General features: G+C 40.1%; 23 protein-coding genes. 11 read left to right on the top strand and 12 right to left on the bottom strand.

Annotated elements, in window-relative coordinates; translation table 11 throughout:
• Window positions 1–62: 62 nt before the first annotated feature.
• The 3 genes from B5G52_RS15405 to zntR form a co-directional block, all read right to left on the bottom strand.
• On the bottom strand, window positions 63–1,190 hold the full coding sequence (locus B5G52_RS15405) for a 1-acyl-sn-glycerol-3-phosphate acyltransferase (protein WP_087533533.1): 1,128 nt from the start codon (window positions 1,188–1,190) through the stop codon (window positions 63–65).
• A gap of 160 nt (window positions 1,191–1,350) precedes the next feature.
• Complete coding sequence (locus tag B5G52_RS15400; RefSeq protein ID WP_087533532.1) at window positions 1,351–2,565, bottom strand: SO_0444 family Cu/Zn efflux transporter; 1,215 nt, start codon at window positions 2,563–2,565, stop codon at window positions 1,351–1,353.
• The gene (zntR, locus tag B5G52_RS15395) at window positions 2,549–2,962 is read right to left on the bottom strand and encodes a Zn(2+)-responsive transcriptional regulator (RefSeq protein ID WP_087533531.1); all 414 of its coding nucleotides are present in this window, start codon (window positions 2,960–2,962) and stop codon (window positions 2,549–2,551) included. Before zntR ends, B5G52_RS15400 begins: the two co-directional genes overlap by 17 nt.
• Window positions 2,963–3,055: 93 nt before the next feature.
• On the opposite strand from zntR, the gene B5G52_RS15390 reads away from it, so the two are divergent.
• Both B5G52_RS15390 and B5G52_RS15385 read left to right on the top strand, forming a co-directional pair.
• A complete protein-coding gene (locus B5G52_RS15390) occupies window positions 3,056–4,000 on the top strand; it encodes a D-2-hydroxyacid dehydrogenase (protein ID WP_087533530.1) in 945 nt (314 codons plus the stop codon).
• Window positions 4,001–4,164: 164 nt separating this feature from the next.
• Entirely contained in the window at window positions 4,165–4,548 is a 384-nt protein-coding gene (locus tag B5G52_RS15385) for a DUF3192 domain-containing protein (protein WP_087533529.1), read from the top strand.
• A 6-nt stretch (window positions 4,549–4,554) separates the two neighbouring features.
• Here B5G52_RS15385 and B5G52_RS15380 read toward each other — a convergent pair whose 3' ends face one another.
• The 3 genes from B5G52_RS15380 to B5G52_RS15370 all read right to left on the bottom strand — a co-directional run bounded on the left by B5G52_RS15380 (window position 4,555) and on the right by B5G52_RS15370 (window position 10,705).
• A complete protein-coding gene (locus B5G52_RS15380; protein WP_087533528.1) occupies window positions 4,555–5,472 on the bottom strand; it encodes a diguanylate cyclase in 918 nt (305 codons plus the stop codon).
• Complete coding sequence (locus tag B5G52_RS15375; RefSeq protein WP_087533527.1) at window positions 5,438–9,241, bottom strand: ATP-binding protein; 3,804 nt, start codon at window positions 9,239–9,241, stop codon at window positions 5,438–5,440. The genes B5G52_RS15380 and B5G52_RS15375 overlap by 35 nt, the downstream gene beginning before the upstream one ends.
• Before the next feature lie 66 nt (window positions 9,242–9,307).
• On the bottom strand, window positions 9,308–10,705 hold the full coding sequence (locus B5G52_RS15370; protein WP_087533526.1) for a PhoH family protein: 1,398 nt from the start codon (window positions 10,703–10,705) through the stop codon (window positions 9,308–9,310).
• Between the two features lie 296 nt (window positions 10,706–11,001).
• Here B5G52_RS15370 and rapA point away from each other — a divergent pair, with 296 nt between their 5' ends.
• Complete coding sequence (gene rapA, locus B5G52_RS15365) at window positions 11,002–13,896, top strand: RNA polymerase-associated protein RapA (protein WP_087533525.1); 2,895 nt, start codon at window positions 11,002–11,004, stop codon at window positions 13,894–13,896.
• Window positions 13,897–13,984: 88 nt separating this feature from the next.
• On the opposite strand, the gene B5G52_RS15360 is transcribed toward rapA, so the two are convergent.
• From B5G52_RS15360 to B5G52_RS15350, 3 genes are read right to left on the bottom strand one after another with little or no spacing between them, the layout of a single operon-like run.
• Window positions 13,985–14,398 (bottom strand): hypothetical protein, encoded by a 414-nt coding sequence (locus B5G52_RS15360; protein WP_087533524.1) that lies wholly within the window; start codon window positions 14,396–14,398, stop codon window positions 13,985–13,987.
• Window positions 14,399–14,420: 22 nt separating this feature from the next.
• Entirely contained in the window at window positions 14,421–14,708 is a 288-nt protein-coding gene (locus B5G52_RS15355) for a type II toxin-antitoxin system RelE/ParE family toxin (protein ID WP_087533523.1), read from the bottom strand.
• Window positions 14,708–14,935, bottom strand: a complete 228-nt coding sequence (locus tag B5G52_RS15350; RefSeq protein ID WP_087533522.1) for a CopG family transcriptional regulator — start codon at window positions 14,933–14,935, stop codon at window positions 14,708–14,710. Before B5G52_RS15350 ends, B5G52_RS15355 begins: the two co-directional genes overlap by 1 nt.
• Before the next feature lie 136 nt (window positions 14,936–15,071).
• Between B5G52_RS15350 and rluA the strand changes: the two genes are divergently transcribed.
• Together rluA and B5G52_RS15340 are read left to right on the top strand one after the other, a co-directional pair.
• Entirely contained in the window at window positions 15,072–15,725 is a 654-nt protein-coding gene (gene rluA / locus B5G52_RS15345) for a bifunctional tRNA pseudouridine(32) synthase/23S rRNA pseudouridine(746) synthase RluA (RefSeq protein WP_087533521.1), read from the top strand.
• A 75-nt stretch (window positions 15,726–15,800) separates the two neighbouring features.
• Window positions 15,801–16,787: a DUF3530 family protein gene (locus B5G52_RS15340; RefSeq protein ID WP_087533520.1), complete on the top strand. Its 987-nt coding sequence runs from the start codon at window positions 15,801–15,803 to the stop codon at window positions 16,785–16,787.
• On the opposite strand, the gene djlA is transcribed toward B5G52_RS15340, so the two are convergent.
• From djlA to B5G52_RS15325, 3 genes are read right to left on the bottom strand one after another with little or no spacing between them, the layout of a single operon-like run.
• Window positions 16,770–17,645, bottom strand: a complete 876-nt coding sequence (gene djlA, locus B5G52_RS15335; protein ID WP_087533519.1) for a co-chaperone DjlA — start codon at window positions 17,643–17,645, stop codon at window positions 16,770–16,772. The genes B5G52_RS15340 and djlA overlap by 18 nt on opposite strands.
• A complete protein-coding gene (gene murU, locus B5G52_RS15330) occupies window positions 17,635–18,318 on the bottom strand; it encodes an N-acetylmuramate alpha-1-phosphate uridylyltransferase MurU (protein ID WP_087533518.1) in 684 nt (227 codons plus the stop codon). The genes djlA and murU overlap by 11 nt, the downstream gene beginning before the upstream one ends.
• Before the next feature lies 1 nt (window position 18,319).
• Window positions 18,320–19,324: an aminoglycoside phosphotransferase family protein gene (locus B5G52_RS15325; protein ID WP_087533517.1), complete on the bottom strand. Its 1,005-nt coding sequence runs from the start codon at window positions 19,322–19,324 to the stop codon at window positions 18,320–18,322.
• 103 nt (window positions 19,325–19,427) lie between these two features.
• Between B5G52_RS15325 and lptD the strand changes: the two genes are divergently transcribed.
• The 6 genes from lptD to B5G52_RS15295 are packed head-to-tail and all read left to right on the top strand — an operon-like array spanning window position 19,428 to window position 25,997.
• Entirely contained in the window at window positions 19,428–21,671 is a 2,244-nt protein-coding gene (lptD, locus tag B5G52_RS15320; protein WP_087533516.1) for an LPS assembly protein LptD, read from the top strand.
• 36 nt (window positions 21,672–21,707) lie between these two features.
• On the top strand, window positions 21,708–23,003 hold the full coding sequence (gene surA, locus B5G52_RS15315; RefSeq protein ID WP_087533515.1) for a peptidylprolyl isomerase SurA: 1,296 nt from the start codon (window positions 21,708–21,710) through the stop codon (window positions 23,001–23,003).
• A gap of 3 nt (window positions 23,004–23,006) precedes the next feature.
• Window positions 23,007–23,999, top strand: a complete 993-nt coding sequence (gene pdxA, locus B5G52_RS15310) for a 4-hydroxythreonine-4-phosphate dehydrogenase PdxA (protein ID WP_087533514.1) — start codon at window positions 23,007–23,009, stop codon at window positions 23,997–23,999.
• The gene (rsmA, locus tag B5G52_RS15305) at window positions 23,996–24,802 is read left to right on the top strand and encodes a 16S rRNA (adenine(1518)-N(6)/adenine(1519)-N(6))-dimethyltransferase RsmA (protein WP_087533513.1); all 807 of its coding nucleotides are present in this window, start codon (window positions 23,996–23,998) and stop codon (window positions 24,800–24,802) included. Before pdxA ends, rsmA begins: the two co-directional genes overlap by 4 nt.
• On the top strand, window positions 24,786–25,175 hold the full coding sequence (apaG, locus tag B5G52_RS15300; RefSeq protein WP_087533512.1) for a Co2+/Mg2+ efflux protein ApaG: 390 nt from the start codon (window positions 24,786–24,788) through the stop codon (window positions 25,173–25,175). The genes rsmA and apaG overlap by 17 nt, the downstream gene beginning before the upstream one ends.
• Window positions 25,176–25,181: 6 nt before the next feature.
• Window positions 25,182–25,997, top strand: coding sequence for a symmetrical bis(5'-nucleosyl)-tetraphosphatase (locus tag B5G52_RS15295; RefSeq protein WP_087533511.1), 816 nt, complete (start codon window positions 25,182–25,184; stop codon window positions 25,995–25,997).
• The last annotated feature ends 86 nt before the right edge of the window (window positions 25,998–26,083 follow it).

Here is a 26,083-nt window from a genome sequence, read left to right as displayed (position 1 = left end):
GCCCGTTTTTTCGACAAAAAAAAAGCCGCAATCAATGCGACTTTCTTTAAAACACTTTTATCTCAACTTTCATCACTATTTATTTCAGCTTTACGATGAAATGGTTTTGCATACATAGCAGTGACTAAAGGCTTAAGCTCCGGTGGAACATTAGCCATGCGCTGTTCAAATGCTTTAGCGTCTTTTTTATCAATCACCGCTTGCTTACAGCCACCAGCAATATAATTTCCTGGATGCAAAAAGAATGAGTCAACAATTTGCTGATCTATTGTCTTTGCTAATTGCTCCGGTGAATCACATCCAGATTCAACTGGTTGGCCAAAAGCTAAATGCACATGCCCTTTAGCGGCACTAAAACCTTCAACAATACTGGCAATATCTTCACCTGCTGACTTCACATACTTACCATGCTGCTGCTTATGATACAGCTCTTTCGCTTTTGCTAAAGCACAAGGCTCATATTGATAAGAAATCGACACAGGTACAATTTTTAATTCCCTAACATAGTCAGCAAACTCTTTCTTTTGCTTACGGCCTTGCAGCTGTAACATTTTTAATAAAGCCGGATCTGTTTGATCGAAACCATCTTTAGCACGCCCTTCTTTTTGCGCAATCCAGATTGAGTTCCCTTCAATTAATGAGTCATAAATGTAAGCAGATAACTGTGAAAGTGCTTTGAACATTTCTTTTGGAGCTTTGGCTGATCGCTTAACAATAAAGCTTTTATTCAAACGCATTAGCTCTGTAATGTATGGAATTTGCAATAAGTTATCACCAATAGCAATACGTACCGTTTTCATTTTATGGCTAAAGAGACCCCAATTCACTAATGCAGGATCAAGCACAATATCTCGGTGATTAGAAATAAATAAATAAGCTTGATTAGGATCTAGTTGATCAAGCCCTGAAAACGTAACTTCTGATGTAGTACGCTTAACTAACAAGCTAAGGTATTTAGCAACTTCTTGCTGAACTTGTTCAACTGAGCTGATATTCCCCCACTTTTTTTGTAATTGATGCCTTACTAAAAAGCGCGAAAAAAATGGAATGGCGGATATAAATCGCGGTAAGTTATATTTAGCTAACACATCTATAAATGCATTGTCATTAATCAAGCGTGCAACCGAAGCGGCTACTTCATCGTCATTATAAGGTCTTATATCGGCGTACTTATCCACTAATTCACTCATTACTGTATCTATAAAGTTAAAAAAACGGCACGTAAAGTACGTACCGTTTATATTCTATCGCCGATTATAACTCAGGCAAGCAAAAATGCGAACTAAGTAGATGAAGTGAAAGCGTTACTTAATGCACACACCATTAAAAAAACACAATCATAACATTACATTACGCAATGCTCTTACCAGTTACTACAGTTCTGCCCCGCACTGCGATAATAACCAAGCGTAGCATTAATGCCATTAAAATTAGCCCACAAATCATACTAAACCAATATGGCAGTATCTCATGCTCTTCACCCATTAAAGGACTAACAACAAAACCAAACTCAGCGACTAGAAAATCAGTTAAAAACCCGAACGCTATTGCCACACCAATCACTGAGGTTAAATAGGCAAATACCGCCCGTTTACCAAGCTCTTTGGCTACAACCCCTAACGTTGCAACATTCGTAGCAGGCCCAGCGAGCATAAACACTAGTACAGCACCTGGAGCCACGCCACTGAGCAGCAGACCTGCCGCTATTGGGGTTGATGCTGTGGCACAAATATACATAGGGATGCTAATTAAGATGACCACTGTCATTGCTAAAATGCCACTGCCCCATTGCGTTAAGAACGACTCTGGTACATAAGTTTGTACTAAGGCGGCAAAGAATAAACCAATCATCAGCCACACCATGGTATCTGAGAGTAATTTATTACAGCTAAACGTAATCGCTTGCTCTACTTTTTGCCATTGGGTAGGCTTTTCACGGTGTTCACTTGCGCAGCAGCTAGTCGATTTAGTGGTTTCAGGTTTAACATCAGAACAGCACGCGGTCTTATTCGGTTGTTGTTTTTCACTTGAACAACAACTTTTTTCACTTGCTACGGTTGGATTTTCACTAACGCAGCATGATGTTGCAGCAATTTCTACCTCATCAGCAGGGCAACAACTCGTCGCTTGCTGTGAATTTTCATGCTCATGTTTAGTGTCACTTTTCAGGGCATCACGGCCAACTAAAACCCCAGCTACAATGGCACTAGAAATTGCAGCAATAGGCCGGATGATAGCCATAAATGGACCTAGAAGTACGTATGACACAGATACAGAATCAACACCCGTTTCAGGTGTTGATACTAAAAATGCAGTGGTTGCACTTTTTGAAGCACCAGCTCGGCGTAAACCTATGGCAGCAGGTATTACTCCACACGAGCACAAAGGCATGGGAGCGCCTATTAAGGCTGCTTTTACTGTGGTCCAAAATCCTTCTTTACCTAAATGCTTATTTAAAAAGTTAGCGGGCAAATACACATTTAATAACCCAGCGATTAATAAACCAAGCATCAACCAAGGAGCAGAAAGTAAAAATAGCTGCCAAAAATTATTGAGTAAGTCCATCTATATCCTCCAGGGTCGTTAAAATAGAACAGTTATCAGCGAGCTCTTCACCACCACAACATTTTTCAGCTAATACTGACAATGATTGATGAAAGCGAGTAAGTTCAGCGACTCTCTGAGCCACCAAATCACGTTTTTGTATAGTTAAGCTTTTAACTTCGTGACATGAATGCTGATGCTTATAAAGTTTAATAGCCAGTAGCTCTTTAATTTCGGTCAAGCTAAAACCGACATCTTTAGCACGTAAGATAAACCGCATTTGTTTTAAATCTGACAGACTATAATCTCTATACCCTGCCTCTGTTCGTCTCGAAGGCATTAACAAACCATGCTTTTCATAGTAACGTAAGGTATCTGTAGATACACTAAGTTGAGCTGCAACTTCACCTATTTTCATTATGCTCTCCAATGAGTGTTTGTTAACTGATGCCCAGTATAAACCTTAGAGTACACACTAAGGTCAAGCATTTAAATTTAATTAAGGAAATACATGAACATTACCCTGCTCGATTCAGCCACTTTGGCAAACACTTCATTAGCGCCTTTTGAACAACTTGGTAACTTTAAACACTACACTTTGACTAATGCAGACCAAGTACTTTCCCATAGCAAAGATGCTCAAGTATTAATTACCAATAAAGTCATACTTAATCGCAATACACTATCACAACTACCTCAATTAAAGCTTATCTGTGTAGCGGCTACTGGCACCAATAATATTGACCTTAATGCCGCAAAAGAACTCGGAATCGCTGTGACCAATGTGGCTGACTATTCCACGGCTTCAGTTGTTCAACATACTTTTACATTAATAACAAACTTACTTGGCAACACTCATCGTTATATTAACGACACTCAACAAGGCATGTGGCAAAAAAGTGCTATGTTTTGCAGGCTTGATTACACCATTAACGAAATTGCTGATAAAAAATTTGTCATCATTGGCTATGGCTCTCTAGGTAAAGCGGTTGCAAATGTAGCAAAAGCATTTGGCGCTAATGTGATCCTATGTGAACGCAAAGGCCAAGTTCCACGAAAAGGTAGAACTGAATTTACTGATGCAATCAGACAAGCTGACATCATCAGTATTCATTGCCCACTTACCGATGAAAGCCGCGATCTAATTAGTGCCCCAGAGCTTTTGATGATGAAACCAAATGCAGTGTTAATAAACACAGCCCGTGGCGGGATTGTTAACGAAGCCCAATTAGCTCACGCGTTGAGCAAAAATCAGATTGCTGGAGCTGGGTTTGATGTTTTAACAAAAGAACCGGCAGCTGAAGATAACCCGCTTGTGAATTATACCGGTGCTAACTTAATTTTAACTCCCCATATAGCCTGGGCGAGTGAAGAGTCGATTAAGCGCTTAGTCAGTCAAGTGAGTTTAAATATCACTGCGTTTGCTCAAGGTGAGAGTCGAAACAGGTTGGTTTAATTTGCAACTTTTTGGTTATTAACACTAAAACCAGAGTGAAATTAATAACCCAAAAAACCTAAAAAAATATAACCCATTGATTATAAAAACTTAAAAAGCTGGCCAACTATTTGCTATTACTAAGCTAATAATTTCACAATTCATTAGAACTTAGGAATAATAAAATGAAAAATTTGATGTTGATTGCAGCACTTAGCGCGCCCCTCCTTACTGGTTGTGTCATAGCTGTATCAGATGGTGAAGCACAAACCCATTGGGCTGGTGACTCATCAACGAGTTGGCAAAAACAACACAAAAACAATCGCGAAACGATTGCTAATTTAGCGTTAGATACCCATTATCAAGTTGTGTTAAATCGCTTGCAGACGCCTAACTTTACTGAGTTACTAAAAAAAGATGGTAATGTATACCAAGTCATATTTTACGCGACTCACAGTATTCACTCTGATGGAAAAATGACTAAAGATGAATGTACACCCTTAGTATTTGAAAATGATAAGCTAATTGGTATCGGTGATACCATCTATCTATCACTCAGAGGTCAGTAAAGCCCATTATCTTGACGCAGACACTGTACGGGCGACGATTTGATCTCGCCCTGAATCTTTCGCTTGATATAGCCCCAAATCAGCCTCTTCAAGTAACACTTGCTCAGCGTAAACTTGCCCTGTCTCAGTCGTTGCAATACCTAAGCTTATCGTTACATGCTCCGCATTCAGCGATGCTTTATGAGGAATATTTAGCGAATTTACCGCATCACGTAACTTATTGGCAAACGCCAATGCTTCTTGCTTGCCCATACCCGGTAATACCGCAGCAAATTCTTCTCCGCCATAACGGGCTACAAAATCACACCCACGCTGACATTCCCCTACTAATGCATGAGCAACGCGCTTTAAACAGTCATCTCCCGCTCTATGCCCGTAGCAATCGTTGTAGCGCTTGAAGTGGTCAATATCCATAAGAATAACCGACAATGGTGTTGAGCTTCGACGGCTTCGACGCCACTCTCTTGATAAATTTTCGTCAAGATAACGTCTATTTGGGATCTCAGTTAAGCCATCTATCGAAGCAAGCATCTCAAGTAAGTCATTTTTCTGCTTAATTAATAATTGATTACGAACCCTTGCTCGTACAATTACCGTACTAAAAGGTTTCGCTATGTAGTCCATTGCACCTAATTCAAAGCCTTTGGCTTCATCATCATGGCTAGTGTTTGCAGAAATAAAAATAACCGGAATGGTTTGTGTAACAGGGTTTTCTTTGAGCTGTACTAAAACTTCATAACCATTAATGCCTGGCATAACTATATCAAGGATAATTAGATCAACTGTTGTCGTTTTTAAAAATGTTAGCGCTTTTTCACCGCTCTCAACGAGGAAAACTTCATGTTCATCGGCTAACGTTTTTTCAAGTACTAATCGGTTTAATGGATCATCATCTACGATCAGTACTTTCGCTTTCTTCAACATCTGCTGTTCCTTGTATTTGAATAAAAGCAATAACTTGCTCTAATTCAATTATAAGTTGGTTAAAAAGTTGCGGTGCTATATTTTTCGAGCTGCGTATTGCAACCTCAAGCTGTTGTGCAATTAAGGATAGTCTAATAAAACCTAAGTTTCCTGATACGCCTTTTATGCTATGCACTAAACGTTCCACAGTTTCAGGCTGCTGTTCGACTTTTAACTTATCAAGCTGTGTTTTACATAATTCAGCTAATTTATCAACCATTACTAATAGCAAATCATTATCACCTGCAAACTGAGATAATGCAAAGGTTCGATCAAAGAAAGCTGAGGGAAGTATCTCAACCTCACTAATTGCTTGTAATAAAGTGTGTGCAACGATTGGTTTTGTCAGATGTTTATTCATCCCTGCAGCAAACGAGCGTTCTTCATCTTCTTTTTCACAATGAGCAGTAAGCGCAAAAATAGGTAATTGTTGTGAGCTATATTTCTTTCTCAATATCTTAGCGGCTTGTAGGCCATCGACTTCAGGCATTTGTATATCCATTAAAATTAAATCAGGCATAATTTTTTCAATTAAATTAATGCCCTTCAATGCACTGTTCGCTACTAACGCATTAATACCGGCTTGAGCCAGCACGTTGCACATAATATCCAGATTAAGCTGATTATCATCTATTACCAGTACCAATAAGCCACTTAAATCAGTCTTTGCTTGCGTAATAACTTGATTTTGTTGTTGTGTATTACTGGCTTCAACTAATAAACGCTGCGCTAATGCGGACCTGCTAACGTAGCTAATATTCAAATTATTAATGTGCTTATTCAAAGCAGCACTGTTAGTTTTGATAACAAATATTTTTGTTTGGCGCTTATTTAAAATGTCTTTTGTAGTTTTCTCTGACAGTAATAGATCCAAATCACTGTCATTTACAATAAAGTTATTATGGGGTGCTTCATTGAACCATGGGATTATTTGCGCAAGGGTTCTGAATCTAGGCTTTGTCATAACCACACGCATAGTTGGCTCAAGTTGCTTTTGATCAGCTTCTGATGCAATAACAATAGTGTTTCGCCAATCAAAATTATGTTCTTTTTTATCGCTTACTTCGCTAAATGAGATAGTAAAGTAAAACTCGCTCCCCTTATTTTTTCTACTTATCAGCTCTATCTCGGATCCCATTAAATCAAGCTCATACTTGACGATTGCTAGGCCAAGCCCGACCCCCTGATGCTTACGTGTTAACGATTCATCACCTTGAGTAAAGGCATCAAACAAACGTTTTTGATCATTTTTTTCAATACCTATTCCGGTATCAATAATACAAAAAGTAATAGCCTCAGAATCGTTTTCTGCATGTTGCGATTTTTCAATTTTTAGGGTGACACCACCGCACTCTGTAAACTTCACTGCGTTTGTCAGTAAATTACCAATCACTTGCTGTAAGCGTATGAAATCTCCAGCTAGGTAGACTGGAATAGTGGGATCGACTTCAATATTAAACCACAAGCCTTTATGTGGGCATAAACTCAATAACAGACTCTCACAGCTATCAACCAGATCCACTAAACTAAAATCGACTAACTCAAGCTGAACTTGATTACTTTCTATACGAGCAAAATCCAGCATTCGATTAAGCATTGTCAATAAATTTTGGGCAGATTGCTTTGCTTGAGATGCATGAAGCCCCTGCTGTGGCGATAGACCTTGTTGGGCGATCATATCAATCAAGCCCGTTACTGCATTAAGTGGTGTGCGTATTTCGTGGCTTAAATTAGCAATAAAGCGGCTTTTCGCTTGTGTTGCTCGTTCAGCATTCTGTTTAGCTTGCGTTAAGGCACTCACATCTTGAATATGAAAAACGTAATAATAAGGAGCTCGTTGTTCATCCCACACTAAGGACACACTCAATTGCCACCAGCAATTTGATTGCTGCTGAGCAAGCGTAAGGTGATACACCTTCTTTTTTTCTGTCAATAGTAATCCAAGTAGAGACTCTATCTCTTGCCATTGTGCTGGCGAAAAAAAAGAACTAAATAATTGTGAGTGTTGATGTTTATCTATTTTAAATAAATGCCTTGCAGCTTTATTTAATTGTAAAATAGTATGTTCTAAAGACAACAATACAACAGCATTGGCAGCATACTCGATGGCGCTACGAAACTTTGACTCTGACGCTTTTAATGCCGTTAAAGCCTCCTGCTGTACGGTAATATCGCGGCCTACTCCCATGGTACCAAGTAAGTGGTTTTGTTCATTATAAAAAGGGGCTATTGACAGGCGAAATAGTTTTTCACCACTTTCTATACGCAACTCCGCTTTTGAGCGGCTTTTTAAAACTTGGCGTTCCAGCTCTATAAGATGACTACTATCATCACTAATATCACACAACTGCAATCCAACTAACTGCCCTTGCTCAACACCAATATATTGCTCGTAAGCACGATTACAGCCTAAAAAAGAGCCATCAATATTTTTAAAATAAATCAAATCAGGAACACTGTTTAGCATAGTATTTAACAGGGCTAAATGTCGCTCTTTTGCTTCGTAACTTCGAGCTAATTCTTTGGTTTTAATTTTAATTTGGTTATCAAGTGCTAAGTTAGACTGTTGCAATGAATTAACTAGTTGCTTATTCTTATTAAGGACTGCTTTTATTCGGCCAAACCAAGGCTGCCAATTAACAGGAACTTGATAATCTAAAGAGTCAGAATAATACTCTTCGCTCTGTTCAAGATACGCCATTAAGTGAGTGATAGGTTTGACAAAAATGCGGCGACTTAGCCAAAAAATGCCGCTAAACATCATAATTAAAAATACGCTCAAAAATATAAATTCAATAAAAGCTTCATAGCGAATAGGAGATACTAACTGCTGCTGAGACTCATAAAAACCGGCATACACAGGTTGACGCTGCGGCGGCTGAAATAGTACCAAGCTATTATCGTTAAACCGCTTCTCTAGCGTTTTATCAATATTTAATATAGGCCAATATTGATTCAACTGACTGTAGGTTTTAACAGCCTTAGTCGAGCTTGCTATAACTTGCTGGGACTCAGTTATAAAAATATATTCGCCGCTGTCTGATGATATTTTTGCAAGCCAGGCTGACACTAACTGTAAGTCATAAATTAAAATCACATAATCTCGGCTTGTTGCTGAGCGACGTTGTCCTACAGCAAAGTAGTCTTTCCCTTCTAGAGCAACCACAGCACTTGAAGAGAGCATATCACCACGAAAATTGGGCTTAAATTGGTTATCTAGTATTTGCGTAATGAACAAACTGGTGTTTTCATTGCGGCGTTTAACGTAAGCAAAACCTTGTTCATTTACGTAAGCGACTGCTGATAGCGATTTAATTAACGAAAGCGCAGTATTAAAAGCAGGTCCTAATGCAATGACTTGCTGCCATTGAGCAATAGCTTGTGGAGTGGAAGAAAATCGCCCTTGGCCAACTATCTCTCCCCCTTGTTGAGGAATTTTACGATAGTAATAGTCATTAAACTGATTAACATCCTTCAACCATTGTTGGTCAAAGTGATAATACAAAGGTTGTTCGTACTGTGCTAACAGCGTTTTTACTAAGCTTTCAGCAGCCTCCATTCGAAAGCTCAGTTGTGCGGCTAGATTATCAAAATCAGCATGATGCTTGGTAATTGTGCGCTCTAGTTTAATATTATACAGGTGCAAGCAAAGCACAAAAGCGACCAATAAGGGAACTATCAGCGCAACAGCTAAAGAGCGGTAATAATGCTTTAAAGGTAAAAAGTCCAACCTATGTTCCGTTGTATGGCCCAATAATATTTTCTTAGACTATCGAGCCACGGAAATTGACGCAAGCTATAAATTTTCTTCTGCAAAAGAAGCTAATCGGCTGCGCACGACCCCATTTAAGTTAACTGTGGCGCTGCCTTCAAAGTCTTTGAAACGCTCCACAATATAGGTTAAACCCGACGTTACAGGGGTTAAGTAGTTACTGTCTATTTGCGCAAGGTTACCTGAGCAAATAAGTTTGGTACCTTCACCGCAGCGGGTAATGATGGTTTTAAGCTGTGATGCTGTTAAGTTTTGGCTTTCATCGAGAATAACCACAGCATTTTGAATGCTCCGTCCCCGCATAAAGTTGACTGACTTAAACTGCACATTTGCCTTTTCCATAATATAGTTACGGCTTGATACTGGGTTTTCATCCCCTTTATGTAACACCTCTAGAGTATCTGTTATTGCAGCAAGCCACGGCGCCATTTTCTCTTCTTCTGTGCCTGGTAAAAAGCCTATAGATTCGGCTATTTCAGGGGTATTACGAGTCACGATGACTTTATCGTAAATACCTTTTTCAATGATCATTTCAAGAGCGCTGGCAAGCGCGAGTAAGGTTTTACCACACCCAGCAGGACCGGTTAAAATGACCAACTCAATGCTTGGGTCGAGTAACGCGTCAAGCGCCATGCCTTGGTAAATATTTTTAGGCTTAACCCCCCACGCTGATTGATGCATTAAACGCTCAACCCCCATGTCTTTGAGCATGATGTTATCATCGTCATAGGATTTAACACGTGCAGCAAAATGACCGCTGCCATCCAATAAGTATTCATTACAAAACACGTCAGGTATTAAACTTTTTGCCACTTTATGAAAAGTATCTCGGCCTTGCTGCTGTGTTTCACATTCACCTACATGTTGCCAAAAATCCCCTTCGATCTTTTTATAACCGCTACTGAGCAAGGCAATATCATCAATTAGCTGATCAGTTCGGTAATCTTCAACAAACTTAAGCCCCGCGCCTTTAGCCTTTAACCGCATATTTATGTCTTTGGTCACGAGTACAACTTTGGCATCACTGTGCTGTTTTTGTAGATGAACGGCACAATTAATTATGCGATGATCGTTTTCATTACCTGGCAAGCCTGAGATAGAATCCGCAAATAAATGATCGTTTACAATAATTAAAGTACCCGTGGAAGATGCCTTAGCTTTTTTATTACTCGGTAATGCCACCCCTTGTAACATTTGCTCTGGTGTTGCGTCTTTTAGTACCTCATCTAAACCTCGTATTGCTACACGCGCATCACGGCTAACGTCGTGCTTGCGGTCTTTAATGTGATCTAATTCCTCTAATACTGTCATGGGGATAACAACATCATGTTCTTGAAAAGATAAATAAGCGAGGGGCTCGTGGAGTAATACATTGGTATCTAGCACATACATTTTACTATCAAGGTTCGAAGCTTTTTCCATAGCACTTTCCTTACGTTTTATGATTTTTATGCTATACCAAACTAATCAAATAAAACGGGATGATCTCTCGCCCTGTAAAATTTGATTGCTAAGGTATATTCTAAGTTTAGCTTAGATGTCATAAAAGTCTGTTTTATGACAAACCTTTTTTTGTTTTGAATTAGTCTTCACAGCAATCGCTGAAATAAGAATAATTCACAGTTATAAAATTAATTAAAAGTGAGCTAGTTAGCGCCTTGCAGTGGTGTTAGGTAACAGGTAACATAGCCGCCTTTTTCTTCATAGACGAGACATACATGAATTTTTCCTTAGGTCAGCGTTGGATCAGTGATACAGAGTCAGATTTAGGATTAGGCACAGTCGTTGCCCTTGAAGGCCGTCAGGTCAGCATATTATTTCCCGCCAGTGGCGAAAACCGCGTTTATTCGATGACAGAAGCGCCGGTGACTCGCGTGGCATTTAATCCTGGCGATGTGATCAAAAGCGTTGAAGAATGGGAACTTGAAGTCGAATCTATTGAAGTTCAAGGTGAACTACTGTGTTATCACGGCACTCGTGTTGATAACGGTGAACAAGCACAATTAAAAGAAACCTTTCTTGATCACTTTATCAAGTTTAATAAGCCACAAGACCGCCTTTTTGCTGGTCAAGTAGACCGTTTTGATCGTTACACATTACGTTATCAAACGTGGCAACATCAATTTGAACGCCAGCAATCTCCTATTAAAGGCTTAATTGGTCAACGTGCAAGCCTTATTCCTCATCAGTTATACATTGCCCAAGAAGTGGGTAAACGTTTTGCCCCTCGCGTATTACTTTCTGATGAAGTAGGCCTAGGTAAAACCATTGAAGCAGGCATGATATTACACCAGCAAATTATCAGTGGCCGTGCTAGTCGTGTTCTTATTGTGGTGCCTGAAAACCTGCAGCATCAATGGCTAGTTGAAATGCTACGCCGTTTTAATTTACATTTTTCTATTTTCGATGAAGAACGTTGTGATGAAGCCTTTGCCGACTCGCCAAATGTATTTGAAACAGAGCAGTTAGTACTTACTAGCCTTGAGTTTATCACCAAGAAAAAACGCTGGTTTGAACAAGCAACACTTGCCGATTGGGATCTATTAATTGTTGATGAAGCTCATCATTTAAGTCTTAATAATGGTAAGCCAAGTACAGAATATCAACGCATGGCCGAATTAAGCCAAGATATTCCTGGGCTTATTTTATTAACCGCAACACCAGATCAACTGGGTCATCGTAGCCACTTCGCTCGCTTACAATTACTCGACCCTGATCGTTTTTATGATTACGATGCATTTGTTGAAGAAGAAAGTAATTATAAAAATGTTGCAGAGGCTGCTAACCAGTTATTGCAAAATCAAGCACTTGACGACGATGCCAAAGCAACCCTTATTGAATTGCTAAAAGAAACCGATATCACCACGGTGTTAGAACAAGCACAAAATGGTGATGACGCAGCTCGCAAAGAAATTCTATCTATGCTGCTTGACCGTCATGGTACAGGGCGTATTTTATTTAGAAATAGCCGCAGCGGTATTGATGGTTACCCTAGCCGTAAACTACACGCCTATTCAATGACAATGCCTAAGCAGTATAAAACGGCTATCTCAGTACTGGGTAATATGAGCGGGATTCAAAGTGCTGAATTAAGCGCACAACGTGCTTTATTCCCTGAAAAAATATTCCAAGAGTTCGAAGGCGAAAGTGCCAGCTGGGGCGCGTTTGATCCGCGTGTAGATTGGCTAATTGACACACTTAAAACTCTCAAGCACGAAAAAGTATTACTGATTTGTGCAAAAGCAGAAACTGCAATTAGTCTTGAACAAATCCTGCGTGAACGTGAAGCAATTAAAGCTTCAGTATTCCACGAAGGTATGTCGATTATAGAACGAGACCGCGCAGCCGCGTTCTTTGCTGATGAGTACGATAATGCGCAAATTCTACTTTGTTCTGAAATTGGCTCAGAAGGGCGTAACTTCCAGTTTGCTCATCACTTAGTGTTATTTGATTTACCACTTAACCCTGATTTATTAGAGCAACGTATCGGTCGCTTAGACCGAATTGGCCAAACGCAAGATGTGAACATTCATGTGCCATACTTTGAAAACACAGCACAAGAAGTACTGCTGCGTTGGTACAATGAAGGCCTAGACGCATTTGAAACAACCTCGACCACTGGGCAATTGCTATATAAAGAGTTCAGTGAAGACTTGCTTGAGTTTATTGCCGCGCATAACTGCGATGAAGACGAGTTGGACCCACTGCTTGAGCAAGTTGCTAGCCAGAATACGAAGTTGCGTAAGCAAATGGAAAGCGGCCGTGACCGTTTACTCGAGCTGCATTCATCAGGTCAAGGTGCTGCTGATTCATTAGTCACTGATATTGAAAAACTCGATAATCAGTTTGAATTACCAAGTTACATGATCAACGTATTCGATACATTCGGCGTAAGCCAAGAAGATAAAGGCGAAAATACCATAATTTTAAAGCCAACGGAGCACATGCTAAACCCATCGTTCCCAAGCTTAAAAGATGATGGCATCACCGTTACTTTTGACCGTGACACCGCACTTTCACAAGAAGACGTACACTTTATCAGTTGGGATCACCCAATGGTCCAAGGCACGCTCGATATGATTTGCGATGATGATTTTGGTACTGCCTCTGTTGCGCTGTTGAAAAACAAAAAACTGCCTGCTGGTACTTTCTTTGTTGAGCTTATTTTTGTTGGTGGAGCTATGGCGCCTAAATCTTTACAGATTGGTCGTTTCTTACCTCCTACTCCGATCCGCATCTTGCTTGATAAAGCGAGTAACAACCTAGGTGATAATGTCGGTTTTGATGGCTTTAATCAGCAACTTTCAGCAGTGGGTCGTCAAACGGCAAGTAAACTTGCAGGTGCACTGCAAAGCGCGATTCACCCAATGATTAAATCAGCTCAAGAGATGGCACAGGCTAAATTAGAAGTTATTCGCACCGAAGCCCTTGAGCAAATGCAACAGTCGTTAGCACAAGAACAAGCCCGCTTAGCTGCCCTGAAGCAAATTAACCCTAATATTCGTGAAGAAGAACTGACTTTTTACGATAAGCAGCGCAGTGAATTAACCACGCATATTGAAAAAGCCCAGTTAAAACTCGATGCGATTCGCTTAATTGTGGTATCACACTAGGGGTGTAGCCGTTAGTTAGATATTATTAAACCATTTCAAAAAGCGCGGTATAAACACCGCGCTTTTATATTTAATTCTTCAGTTTGGCTCACATCGCAAGCTTGTTATGCTTAATTAACTTACCTGTTCTATAGTCCATTACGTGATGTTTTACTTTACTACACCTAATCAAAATAACTGGCTTATCATTCAACGTAGTTTCATATAGCATAGCCTCTGCTCCACATAGCTTTCCTGAGAACTTAGACTGTTTACATAGACATTTTATATATTTAGATTCTGCGTATTCGGAATATGGTTTGTTAGCAAGTCTTCTCGAAATTTTTTTATACGTTGGCTTAAAAGCATCTTTATAAATGGTAACCCCTGCAGCAGCAACACCAATAACAATTGTCGTCGTAATAGGATCAATACTAAATCTTGGACTAATTTGTTGACCTCTTTTTGACCGACAAACTATTCCTTTTTTTGATGCTATTTTTCGCTCATGGCTTAACTTCATCTATGTCCCCTAAATAAAAGAATTACAACCATTCATCAGTATCTTGGCCACCTAATATAGCCATTATTTCAACATCAGTTTCTGTAATCCTGTAATAAATACTGTCTGAGCCGCAAACAGCGCGCCGATAGCCTGTACGTATATGGTCAACTGATTGGTAGGAATAAGGATTTGCAGCTAGTTTTTCAAACATAGCGAAGAAACTGTAAAAGTAAGTATCCGCTTGTTGCTGTGAAAACTCTTGGCAACCATATTGATAAATGCGACGTAAGTCTTCTTTCGCATCATTTGAGAGCTTAAATGTTCGCATTACTTAGTATTTGATTTGAATTCTGCTAACATTTCGTCGGCCGATTGAGCGCTAAAGCCACTTTGTTCTGACTTAGCAAGCTTACTATTTATCGCCTCAGCCCTTCTTGCACGGCGTATTAAATCATTCACCAGTTCACTTTTATTTGCGTAGTCGCCGATATTTTCTACATGATTACGTAGCCATAAATCATTTTTTTCTGTAAGTGAAATACTTTGTCTTGCCATAATAAGCTCCTGCAACTTTAATCTGGTGTAATTTTACACCAGATCAAAAAGCATGCAATTAAACTTTTACCTTTTCCCTTGAGCCTAATGACTCACTCCACTAAAATAGCGCACTTAAAAATCACTGAGGTCTGCCGTGTTAATTAATTACAATCCCCCGCTCGCTCCGTATTTAACCATTTTGTATCAAGATGACGATTTATTGATTGTAAATAAACCCAGTGAATTATTAACCGTTCCCGGTAAAGATCCGAAACATGCAGATTGTTTAATATCACGTGTGAATCGTGTTTTTCCAACAGCTAAAATTGTTCACCGTTTAGATATGGCAACGTCGGGGATTATTTGTTTAGCTATGAATAAAGCCGCGCATCGCCACCTGAGTATGCAATTTCAAGAACGCCAAACTGCAAAACGCTACATTGCCCGCGTTTATGGTAAGTTAGAACAAGCAACGGGCTCTGTTGATTTACCGCTTATTTGTGACTGGCCTAATCGTCCAAAACAAATGGTTGATCACGAAAACGGCAAACCTTCCCTAACGCACTTTAAAGTGCTTGAATATGAAAAAAATGCCACTCGTGTAGAGCTAACACCTATTACTGGCCGCTCGCATCAATTAAGAGTTCATATGCTGTCATTAGGCCACCCTATTCTAGGCGATAGACTTTATGCTCACCCTGATGCACTAGCTGGCGCACCGCGCTTACAACTGCATGCACAAATGCTAAAGCTGTCACACCCTAGCAGCGAGCAATCAATGACCTTTGAAGCAGAGCCAGATTTTTAGGCTCTGCAAAATACATTAAACTTTTAGCCCGTATAGCCGATAGCTAATTATTAGTTTTTATCGGTGTTATTGTTTATGGTTTTAGCTGCTTTAATTAAGCAACGAACACGCTTAGCTTTATCTATCAGCGTATTGGGTGCTTTACTCATTAGCCAGCAAGCGCGTGCGGCTGAGCATATAGCACCGACTCCTTGGTCAACAATTACAAGTAGCGACATATCTCGTCTAACCCCCCATGGAGAAATAAAACCGCTGCAAGTCGGTGAAGATGAGTTTATTAGCCTATACCGCGAGTATATGAGCGCCGAGCAGCGTGGCGTAGTTCTAATTATTCCAGATTGGCAAAATTTACCAACAAATAACGCTGGGATTAACTTTTTACGCACTCATTTAACTGATTTTGGTTACACAACTATCGCTATGACAGTGCCTGATATCAACTGGCAAGCAAGTACAGAACAAAGAACAGCTGAAGATGGTAATAACACTGAAGAGGCTACGGATGAGCAAAAAGAGGTAGCCCCCGAATCAAATTCTGAAGCAGAAAAAGAAGCCGCAGAGACCCAAACTGATACGAGCGAAAACGAGGTTACACCGAAACACGTTGATGCACTTGCATATATCAATGACGATGTAATAGATGATTATAAAGAAAACTTAGTGGCTCGTTTTGAAGCCCTATACCAAAGCGCGCTTGATGAAGGTGGTAAAATAGTACTTATAGCTCAAGGAGCGAGTGCAGGCGTACTACTGGAGCATTATGCAAGCTTTCCAAATAACAACATTGATGCATTCATTAGTTTGAGTAGCTATTTACCCAACTATGAAAGAAATCAGCAACTAAACACTCTAGTCTCGACCATTAGTCCGCCGCTATTAGATGTTTTTTACAGTAATGATAATCCTGATTTGTTACTTAGTGTGGCAGATAGAAAACGTTGGGTTAAGCGCCACAGTAAATATGATTACCGCCAGCGCGAATTATTTGGTCTACGCTCAGAGCCTCAGCAACATGAGCGCTTAAGTAAGGAGATAGACGGCTTTTTACGCCGCCTTTTTTAAAAACTCGTAGGCTGATTGGATATCTTGGCTCTTTTTAACAGCCAACTCCATCATATGCTTTGGTAACCCTTGAGAAACGAGCTTATCAGGATGATGCTGAGCCATAAGCTTACGGTACGCTACTTTTATATCTCGTGCGCTGGCTTCATTATTGAGCCCTAACAATGCCAATGCTTGAGTGCGATTCATACCATTGTTATTTGGTGGAACATGATGTCCTGAACCTTCTCGATAGCTACTACTTTGTCCTTGTTGGCGCTGCTGTTGCTGCTGGTAACGTTGTTGTTGCTGGCGAAAGTTAAACTCTGCCTGATAACGTTTTAATACAAATGCAAAGTGGGTTTTAGAAATCCCTAACTGCTTACTCACTTCTTGCAATAGCTCTTTTTCTTGAGCTGCTAATACGCCGTCAGAAAAAGCCATTTGAATTTGAATTTCTAAAAATAACTGCAGTAAATCATGGCGACGTGCAAATCGCTCTTTAAAATCATACACCGTTTCTTTTAATGAGAAGTCAGCTTCTTTGCCCGCCTTGAATGCATCTTGTGCTTCTGTTCGGTTTTCACCCGACAAGCCCATTTCGTCCATAAATAAACTAGCTGCGCGAATATGTGTTTCACTCACTCGGCCATTTGATTTCGCAATATGCCCCATAACAGCAAAGCAGCTGGTAAAAAATAGCGCCTGGCGTTGATCAATATCATCATCACCATTAAATAAACTTGAAAAACCACCGGCTTTATCAAAATTTTGCTTGAGGCTTTTATCAAACATATGACCTAGATAAAGGCCGATAAATAAACCTATAATTCGGCCAAACATAAAGCCAAAACAGGCCCCTAAAATCTTACCCCACATGAGGTACTCCTTTTAGTGTTTCGGTTAACTGCTCATTTAACTGTGTTAAACGCTCAGGTGTGCCAATATCATTCCACATACCGATGTAAAGTTCAGTTGATATATCAGCCAAAGCTAAACCCTCGCGTAGTAGAGGTCCCAACGGTAATACACCATCTGGTATACCTTGGAAAAACGATGCTTTAAACCGGCTAATGCCAGAAAACGTATACTTTTGGCTTTGTGGCCCTAAGTGGCGCAATGTGAAGTCACCATTTGGGTTATGAGGTGGGTTTTCAACAAGCACGATATGACTTTCACCTTCATCTAAATGCAGCGTTTTTAATGCATTCACATCATAATCGGTAAATACATCACCATTAATAACAATAAAGTCATCACCTAAAAGTGGTAACGCACGAATTATCCCACCGGCAGTTTCAAGGCCTTGCTCGGGCTCTTGGCTATAATGAATATTAACGCCAAATGCTTGGCCATCTGCAAAGTACTCGGTTATCTTATTTGCGTGCCACGCAAGGTTAATAACTATTTCTGTAATACCTGCCGCTTTTAAGCGTTCAATATGATATTCAATTAATGGTTTACCCATTATTGTTAACATAGGTTTGGGCACAGATGCAGTAAGCGGCATCATCCGCTGACCACGTCCTGCGGCTAAAATCATCGCCTTCATACTAACTACCCATTTGCTCTTTTACTGCAATAAGTGTGGCCGGAATAATCTCTTGTTCTATCCAACAACCCAGTTCAGCCAGCGTAGTATGTTCTTTTGAAACATCCACTATATAACGTAGTGTTGGTAATACATTGTTCATATAACCAAGTTTGCCATCACGTAAATTGAGTCGACAGAAAATTCCCGCCGCTTTTAAGTGGCGTTGCACGCCAGTTAAATCAAACCATTGGGTAAACTGCGAAAAGCTAACATCGCTAATTAAATCTTGTTGTTCAAACTCTTTATATGCATGCTTAAGTAAAAATTCAAGCTCATCGTGAGGTAACTTGAAATAACAATCACGCAGTAACGACACCAAGTCATAACACACGGGGCCTTGTACGGCGTCTTGATAATCAATAATGGCCCATTGCTGATTACTGCGCATAATATTACGGCTATGAAAGTCTCGATGAACAGTTACCGTAGGTTGCGCTAAAATATTTTCAATTAATACTTCACAGCTATTTTTCCAAATGGCTTTTGTTGAATTATTTAACTCTAGCGCTAAAAATCCCTCAACAAGCCATTCTAAGAATATGCTTAGTTCAAACTCTAAAAAGTTGCGATCAAAATCCTTCATATGCTCAACAGCGGGCATTTTTGCCCATTGCGCACTGAGATCTATAAGGTGTTTGTAATGATTTGTACGTTCTTCATCATCGAGCAAATCTGCAAGGTGTGTGTTACCAAGGTCACTTAATAAGAAAAAACCTTGTTTTTCATCCGCGTGTAGAATTTTAGGTAGAGTAAAACCGTGCTCTGAAAACACTTTATTAAGTTCTATGTAAGGTGTGTTATCGAGAACTTGCGGATCGGAGTCCATCACGATAAAGCTATCTTGACCGCGATTTAAGCGAAAATAGCGACGAAAACTGGCATCTCCCGTGATCGCAGCTAACTGATATTCTTCATCATTAAAGTGCGGGGTTAAAAACTGTTGTAAACTTTTAAAACGATTCATTACACTCGATATCTATTTTTCACTAAGTCAAATACTGTATTTGCCATTGTTTTCCTTTATTATGTCAGACCTATATTCAATGACAGCATATTAAGGTTAATAAATGAGCAAAACCTGGGGCATAATGATGCTAAGCGTAATTAGCGCACCATCGCTTGCCGAAACTGAGCTGACACACAACTTTTGTGGCAATTCAATGCAAACCAGAGCTTGGCAACCGCTTGCTGGCCTTGACTTGGGCATGGTCGATATCCGTTCAGATGATATAGAACTGCTTGGTACCCAAAGCGCAGAATTTACCGGTAACGTTGATATTAACACCCTTACTATGAGTTTGTCCGCACAAAGTGCACTTATTGACAAACAGCGTGGGTTACTTAATGCCACAGGCCCAATTACTTACCGCGACACTGTGAGCGAAGTAAATAGTGCTGGATTAAATGCAGATTTAAATAATTCACAAATCAGTTTGCTTGGCGCAGATTACAAACTAACGCAGCAACAAGGTCACGGTGGAGCCGAAAAGCTCACAGTCAACGAGTCTGGCTTAAACCTGCTGAACGCAAGCTTTACTACCTGCCCTGAGGCGGTTCCTCTTTGGGCAATAGAAGCGGATGAAATCGACTTATCTCGTGAAGAAGGTTGGGGTGAAACCCATGACATGGTATTGCGTATATTGGATACGCCAGTGCTGTACTTACCCTATTTTACATTCCCAATTGATGAACGTAGAAAGTCAGGCCTACTAACACCTAATTTTTCAACTTCCGACCGTTATGGCATCGAGTCTGTTACTCCTTATTACTGGAACATTGCGCCCAATTACGATGCCACTATAACACCTAGGTATATGTCTAAAAAAGGACTGCAATTAATCACCGAATTTCGCTACCTTAGTGAGACTAGTGAAGGTTTATTAGGCTTAGAATACTTGAATAAAGATGATTCAGAACCTGAGCTGGACGATCGTTACCTTTTTCATTGGCAGCAACAAAGCTACTTTGGTGAAAAATGGCGAGCCAACATAGATATTACGAATGTTAGTGATGATAACTACCTAACTGATTTGGGTTCAGATTATGCCACCCGCACAGATACTCAGTTGTACCGTACCGGTTCATTATCGTACTTAGGCGAACGCTGGCGTACTGATATAAAAGTGCAAAACTTTGAAGTGTTGGGTAATCACGTTGAGTCATATGCGGCTTGGCCACAAATTAGTTTCTCTCAAACAGCGCCATTTAGCTTCAGTGATATTGAGCTAACTCTGGATGGTGAGTTAAGCCACTTTACCAATAGCTCTGCAATCATCGATAAAGCAACACGTGTGCATATTGAACCAAAAGCGAGTTATGGCTATCAAGAGTATGCATGGTCATTTTTATCTGAGTTTAGTGTTTTACACACTAACTACAAACAAGAAGGTGATTTAGCCGGAAGCGGGTATTCTGAGTCAGTATCCAGAACCTTGCCTAAAGTGCGTTTGTATAGCCAGCTAAACTTTGAGCGTGATACAACGTTAGTTAGTAACGGCATTCAAACTCTTGAACCTCAGGTGCAATATTTATATACACCTGATGAGGATCAATCTGATATTGGTTTATACGATACAACAAAACTACAAGATGATTTTTTTGGTTTATTTCGCGACAGTCGTTTTTCGAGCATTGACCGTATTGCCGCAGCCAACCAATTTACTTTAGGTGCTACAACCCGATTATTTAACGATAAGAGCGAAGAGCTGTTTAATTTCAGTGCCGGACAAATTTTTTATTTAGAAGATTCAGCCAAGCCGACAGAGCAAGGACTGAATTCCGACACTAATTATAATGCATTGTTTGCAGCGCAAAGCATGATACATTGGCACCGTCGCTGGTATTTATCAGGTGGTATTCAATATGACACCGATGGCAAGCAAGTAATCCAGTCTAACGTTACTTTAGATTACAAAGGTGATAATAATCAGCTGGTACAATTGAACCATCGCTATGCAAATGATGTCTCAGGCAATACAATCGAACAAGTTGGCTTTTTTACTAGCTTTCCAATTAGTGAACAATGGCAGTTTGTAAACAGTTATCACCGTGACTTAGAGACGGGGCGTAGTATTGAAATATTTACTGGATTGCAATACGAATCGTGCTGTTGGGCATTCCAATTAACAGCTAGTCGCCAAATTGAAACCGATTTAAACCAGGCTATAGGCCAAGAACAAGCTACATTTGATTCAAGCATTGGGTTTAACATTGTCTTGAAAGGATTAGGTAGTAAAAGCCGTTATGATGCACAAAAATTATTACAACAAGGTATTTTTGGCTATCGTAGACCGTATTTTCTTAATAACTAGTATTACCGTACTATTAGCAAGAGTATTAGAAAAAGTATGAATTTAAAAAAATTATTAGCATCAGCATTTTTAAGCTTTGGGTTATGTCAAAGTGTTATCGCAGCCCCTGTTGAAATAGACAAGGTAGTAGGTATTGTTAATCAGGGTGTTATTTTACAAAGTGAAGTAGACACTATAGTTAACCGTGTTAAAGCACAAGCGAAGGAACAAGGCCAAGAACTTCCTTCTGATGAAACATTGCGTATTCAAGCAATGGAGCGTCTGGTTAATCAAACCCTAATGATGCAATTGGCCGAACGTATGGGCCTTGAGATCTCAGACAGTCAACTTGATCAAACCCTAGTCGGCATGGCGAAAGAGCAAGGCGGTACAATTGCTGACTTACGTCGTACAATTGAGGCCTCAGGTGAAAGCTTTCAATCATACCGTGAAGAGATTCGTAAAGAGATCACCACGCAACAAGTTATGCGTGCTAACGTCGATCGCCGTATTTATATCAGCCCACAAGAAGTTGATAACTTATTAAAGATTATGGAAAGCCAAGGCCAAAATACGGAAGAATATGATATTGGTCATATCTTAATAGATATCCCTAATAACGCCTCCGCAGATGAAATTGCTAGTGCTAAGACTCGTGCTGATAAAGTCATCGAGTTTTTACAAGACGGTAAAGAGTTTAAACGTATTGCAATCTCTTCCTCGAGTGGTTCTAAGGCACTTGAAGGCGGCCAGTTAGGTTGGATGAGCATTAACGAAATGCCGTCATTATTTGCAGAAGCTGTAAAAGGGGCGAAAAAAGAGGCGATAATTGGTCCACTTCGCTCTGGTGCAGGTTTCCACATTGTAAAAGTACAAGATATTCGTGGTCGCCAAGTGGTCGAAACAACTGAAGTTCGTTCTCGTCATATTTTGATTAAGCCATCTATTATCTTAAGTGAAGAAAAAGCACGCACCATGCTAAATGGCTTTGCCAAGGAGCTACGAGCTGGCACAGCTGACTTTGGTGAATTAGCTAAAGAGTATTCAGAAGACCCAGGTTCAGCACTTAAAGGTGGTGAGTACGATTGGACAGATCCAACAACCTACGTACCTGCGTTTAGAGATACTTTGCTATCGCTTGATCAAAATGAAATTAGTGACCCATTTAGAACTACATTTGGTTGGCATATTGTGCAACTGCTTGATAAGCGTGTTGCAGACAAAACTGAGCTAGCTAAGAGAAACCGTGCGCACGGCATGTTATTTAACCGTAAATTTAAAGAAGAAAGTTTTAACTGGCAGCAAGAAATGCGTGAACAAGCCCACGTTGAAATTTTCCCAATTGATGAGTAACAAATGACGTTACGTATAGCGATTACTCCCGGTGAACCTGCCGGGATTGGCCCAGATTTACTGCTAAAGTTAGCCCAACATGATTGGCCTGCTCAACTTGTTGTAATTGCAGACGGCCAATTATTAAAGCAACGAGCTGAACAGCTTGGTTTAACAATTAACTTAATTGAATTTGATGAATCAGCACCTGCCACCACCAGCCCTGCTGGGACTGTATATTTACATCAAGTTGATTTAGGTGCACAGGTCGAGCTAGGCGTATTAGATGATGCAAATGGCCAATATGTCCTTGATACACTGCGCATAGCGTCAGAGAAAAACATGGACGGCACATTTGATGCTGTGGTTACCGGGCCTGTACATAAAGGCATTATTAATAAAGCGGGCATTTCATTCAGTGGCCACACTGAATACTTTGCTCAGCAATCAAATACCGCCGACGTAGTAATGATGTTAGCAACTGAAGGTTTACGTGTGGCTCTAGTGACGACACATATTCCTTTGGCCTATGTATCACGTGCTATAACAGTTGAACGCTTATCAAAAGTAGCCGGCATTTTAAATCATGACTTACAAACTAAGTTTGGTATTGAAAAACCACGTATTCTCGTGTGTGGCTTAAACCCGCACGCTGGTGAAGATGGCCACTTAGGCCGTGAAGAAATTGAAACTATCACGCCTACCCTTGAGTTATTAAACAATCAGGGAATGAATTTAATTGGCCCGTTGCCCGCTGATACATTATTTCAAGATAAATACCTATCTCAAGCAGATGCTGTACTTGCAATGTATCACGATCAGGGCTTACCTGTGCTAAAATACAAAGGATTTGGTAAGTCAGTGAATATCACTTTAGGTTTACCTTTTATTCGCACCTCAGTTGACCATGGGACAGCCCTAGATTTAGCTGGTACTGGTCATGCTGAAGTGGGTAGTTTTGAATTAGCGATCCGCGAAGCAATTAAGCTCGCCCATGAAAAAGCACAGAATCAATGACAGATAAAGTACATTTAGGGCACCGTGCCCGTAAACGTTTTGGCCAGAACTTTTTATTCGATGAATCGATTATTGATAAAATAGTCACCGCTATCGATCCAAAACCTGAAGATAATCTTGTAGAAATTGGTCCTGGTCTTGGTGCCATCACTGAGCCTGTAAGTGAATTAAGTGGTCATCTAACCGTTGTTGAACTAGATAAAGACCTTGCTCAGCGATTAACTGAGCACCCATTTTTAGGGCCAAAACTAACCGTGCATCAAGGCGATGCAATGAAGTTTGATTTTTCAAGCTTAGTACGTGATGACAAAAAGCTAAAAGTATTTGGTAACTTGCCATATAACATTTCAACACCGCTACTTTTTCACCTGTTTGAATTTGCAGATAATGTTGAACACATGCATTTTATGCTACAAAAAGAAGTCGTAAAACGTATGGTGGCAGGCCCTGGTAGTAAAACATTTGGTCGCTTAAGTGTTATGACGCAGTATTATTGCAATGCGATGCCTGTAGTTGAAGTGCCGCCTGAATGCTTCAAGCCAGCACCAAAAGTTGACTCTGCGGTTATTCGCTTGATACCGAAAAAACCAGATCAACGTACCGCGAAAAACGTTAAAATCTTAAACACGGTTTGCCTAGAAGCCTTTAACCAGCGCCGTAAAACTTTGCGTAACAGCTTAGCTAATTTACTGACTGCAGATGAACTCACAAGCATTGGCATTGATATTACTCTTCGTGCTGAAAGCCTTTCGTTACAACAATTTATAGATATAGCTAATTGGATTTATGACAACAAGCAGTAATTTGGGCTCGCCCATTAAAGTATCCGTAGAAACTTTTTACGTAGAAGGTCAATCACAACCTGAACTTGATAAATACGTTTTTGCGTATTCTATTACCATAAAAAACCACAGTTTATGTAGTGCAAAGCTAGTTAGTCGCTACTGGTTGATAACCGACGCCAATGGTAAAGAAGTGGAAGTTCAAGGTGAAGGTGTTGTTGGCGAAAAACCCACTATAGGGCCTGGTGAAAGTTATAAATACACCAGTGGTGCTGTGCTGGATACCCCCGTGGGTACCATGCAAGGTTACTACACGTTAAAAAATGAGTTTGGCACTGAGTTTGATGCCCCTATTAATGTGTTTAGATTAGCTCAGCCAAACATTTTGCATTAATTTACTATGGCTAACTATGCGATAGGTGATTTACAGGGCTGTTTTGATGAGTTTCAAGCCCTGTTACAACAGGTTGACTTTAATCCGAGTAAAGATCACCTATACTTGGTAGGCGATATTGTGGCGCGAGGTCCAAACTCGCTTGCATGTTTAGAATATCTATATCAAAACCAAAATAGCATCACAGTAACACTGGGTAATCATGACCTACACCTCATTGCTTGTTATCTACTTGGTAAACCGATAAACCCTAAAGATAAATTAGACACTGTTTTTGACTCCCCAAAACTCCCTGCCTATATTGAGTTACTATTAAAGCAGCCGTTAGCGCTATGGCTAGAACAAGAAAACGTATTTATATCTCATGCAGGCCTTAACCCAGACTGGTCAATTAAGCAGGCGCTAAATCATGCTCAGTTTGCCCAAAAGTGCTACCAAAGCAGTGAGGCTCAAATCTTTTTTCAGCGCATGTATGACCAACATCCTCCTTCATGGAGCGAGCAGCTAACCCAATATGAGCAATTTCGATTTATTGTGAATTACTTTACCCGAATGCGATACCTAACTGTCGATGGTCAGTTAGACCTTAAATGTAAGGGGGCGACTGCTGACTCAAACACAATAATACCTTGGTTTTCCCACTCTCGTTTTAGCACATTTAAAAATCATATTGTATTTGGCCACTGGGCATCTTTAGAGGGAAAAACAGGCCTTAAAAATATTCATGCACTTGATACTGGCTGTGTGTGGGGAGGCTCTATGACTTTGATGGAGCTAAAAAATAAACAATGCTTTAGTGTTATTTCTGCCAAATCTAATTAAATTTAACTGAAAAAAAGGCGTTCTTCTGTTAGATTTAGTATAATAATTGTTAAAAGTAATTAAATTTAATTACTTAACTTATCTGC

It is taken from the genome of Pseudoalteromonas sp. A601, assembly GCF_002165575.1.
GTDB lineage: Bacteria > Pseudomonadota > Gammaproteobacteria > Enterobacterales > Alteromonadaceae > Pseudoalteromonas.
This window is presented reverse-complemented; position numbering and strand designations above follow the sequence as displayed.

Excerpts from the sequence above, each read along its gene's own strand:
- pdxA (WP_087533514.1), top strand. The coding sequence starts at position 23,007 with ATGACGTTACGTATAGCGATTACTCCCGGTGAACCTGCCGGGATTGGC.
- B5G52_RS15380 (WP_087533528.1), bottom strand. The coding sequence starts at position 5,472 with ATGTTGAAGAAAGCGAAAGTACTGATCGTAGATGATGATCCATTAAAC.
- lptD (WP_087533516.1), top strand. The coding sequence starts at position 19,428 with ATGAGCAAAACCTGGGGCATAATGATGCTAAGCGTAATTAGCGCACCA.
- rapA (WP_087533525.1), top strand. The coding sequence starts at position 11,002 with ATGAATTTTTCCTTAGGTCAGCGTTGGATCAGTGATACAGAGTCAGAT.
- B5G52_RS15385 (WP_087533529.1), top strand. The coding sequence starts at position 4,165 with ATGAAAAATTTGATGTTGATTGCAGCACTTAGCGCGCCCCTCCTTACT.
- B5G52_RS15355 (WP_087533523.1), bottom strand. The coding sequence starts at position 14,708 with ATGCGAACATTTAAGCTCTCAAATGATGCGAAAGAAGACTTACGTCGC.
- murU (WP_087533518.1), bottom strand. The coding sequence starts at position 18,318 with ATGAAGGCGATGATTTTAGCCGCAGGACGTGGTCAGCGGATGATGCCG.
- B5G52_RS15360 (WP_087533524.1), bottom strand. The coding sequence starts at position 14,398 with ATGAAGTTAAGCCATGAGCGAAAAATAGCATCAAAAAAAGGAATAGTT.
- B5G52_RS15340 (WP_087533520.1), top strand. The coding sequence starts at position 15,801 with ATGGTTTTAGCTGCTTTAATTAAGCAACGAACACGCTTAGCTTTATCT.
- B5G52_RS15350 (WP_087533522.1), bottom strand. The coding sequence starts at position 14,935 with ATGGCAAGACAAAGTATTTCACTTACAGAAAAAAATGATTTATGGCTA.
- B5G52_RS15390 (WP_087533530.1), top strand. The coding sequence starts at position 3,056 with ATGAACATTACCCTGCTCGATTCAGCCACTTTGGCAAACACTTCATTA.
- rsmA (WP_087533513.1), top strand. The coding sequence starts at position 23,996 with ATGACAGATAAAGTACATTTAGGGCACCGTGCCCGTAAACGTTTTGGC.
- apaG (WP_087533512.1), top strand. The coding sequence starts at position 24,786 with ATGACAACAAGCAGTAATTTGGGCTCGCCCATTAAAGTATCCGTAGAA.
- B5G52_RS15405 (WP_087533533.1), bottom strand. The coding sequence starts at position 1,190 with ATGAGTGAATTAGTGGATAAGTACGCCGATATAAGACCTTATAATGAC.
- B5G52_RS15370 (WP_087533526.1), bottom strand. The coding sequence starts at position 10,705 with ATGGAAAAAGCTTCGAACCTTGATAGTAAAATGTATGTGCTAGATACC.
- zntR (WP_087533531.1), bottom strand. The coding sequence starts at position 2,962 with ATGAAAATAGGTGAAGTTGCAGCTCAACTTAGTGTATCTACAGATACC.
- djlA (WP_087533519.1), bottom strand. The coding sequence starts at position 17,645 with ATGTGGGGTAAGATTTTAGGGGCCTGTTTTGGCTTTATGTTTGGCCGA.
- B5G52_RS15400 (WP_087533532.1), bottom strand. The coding sequence starts at position 2,565 with ATGGACTTACTCAATAATTTTTGGCAGCTATTTTTACTTTCTGCTCCT.
- B5G52_RS15295 (WP_087533511.1), top strand. The coding sequence starts at position 25,182 with ATGGCTAACTATGCGATAGGTGATTTACAGGGCTGTTTTGATGAGTTT.
- surA (WP_087533515.1), top strand. The coding sequence starts at position 21,708 with ATGAATTTAAAAAAATTATTAGCATCAGCATTTTTAAGCTTTGGGTTA.
- B5G52_RS15325 (WP_087533517.1), bottom strand. The coding sequence starts at position 19,324 with ATGAATCGTTTTAAAAGTTTACAACAGTTTTTAACCCCGCACTTTAAT.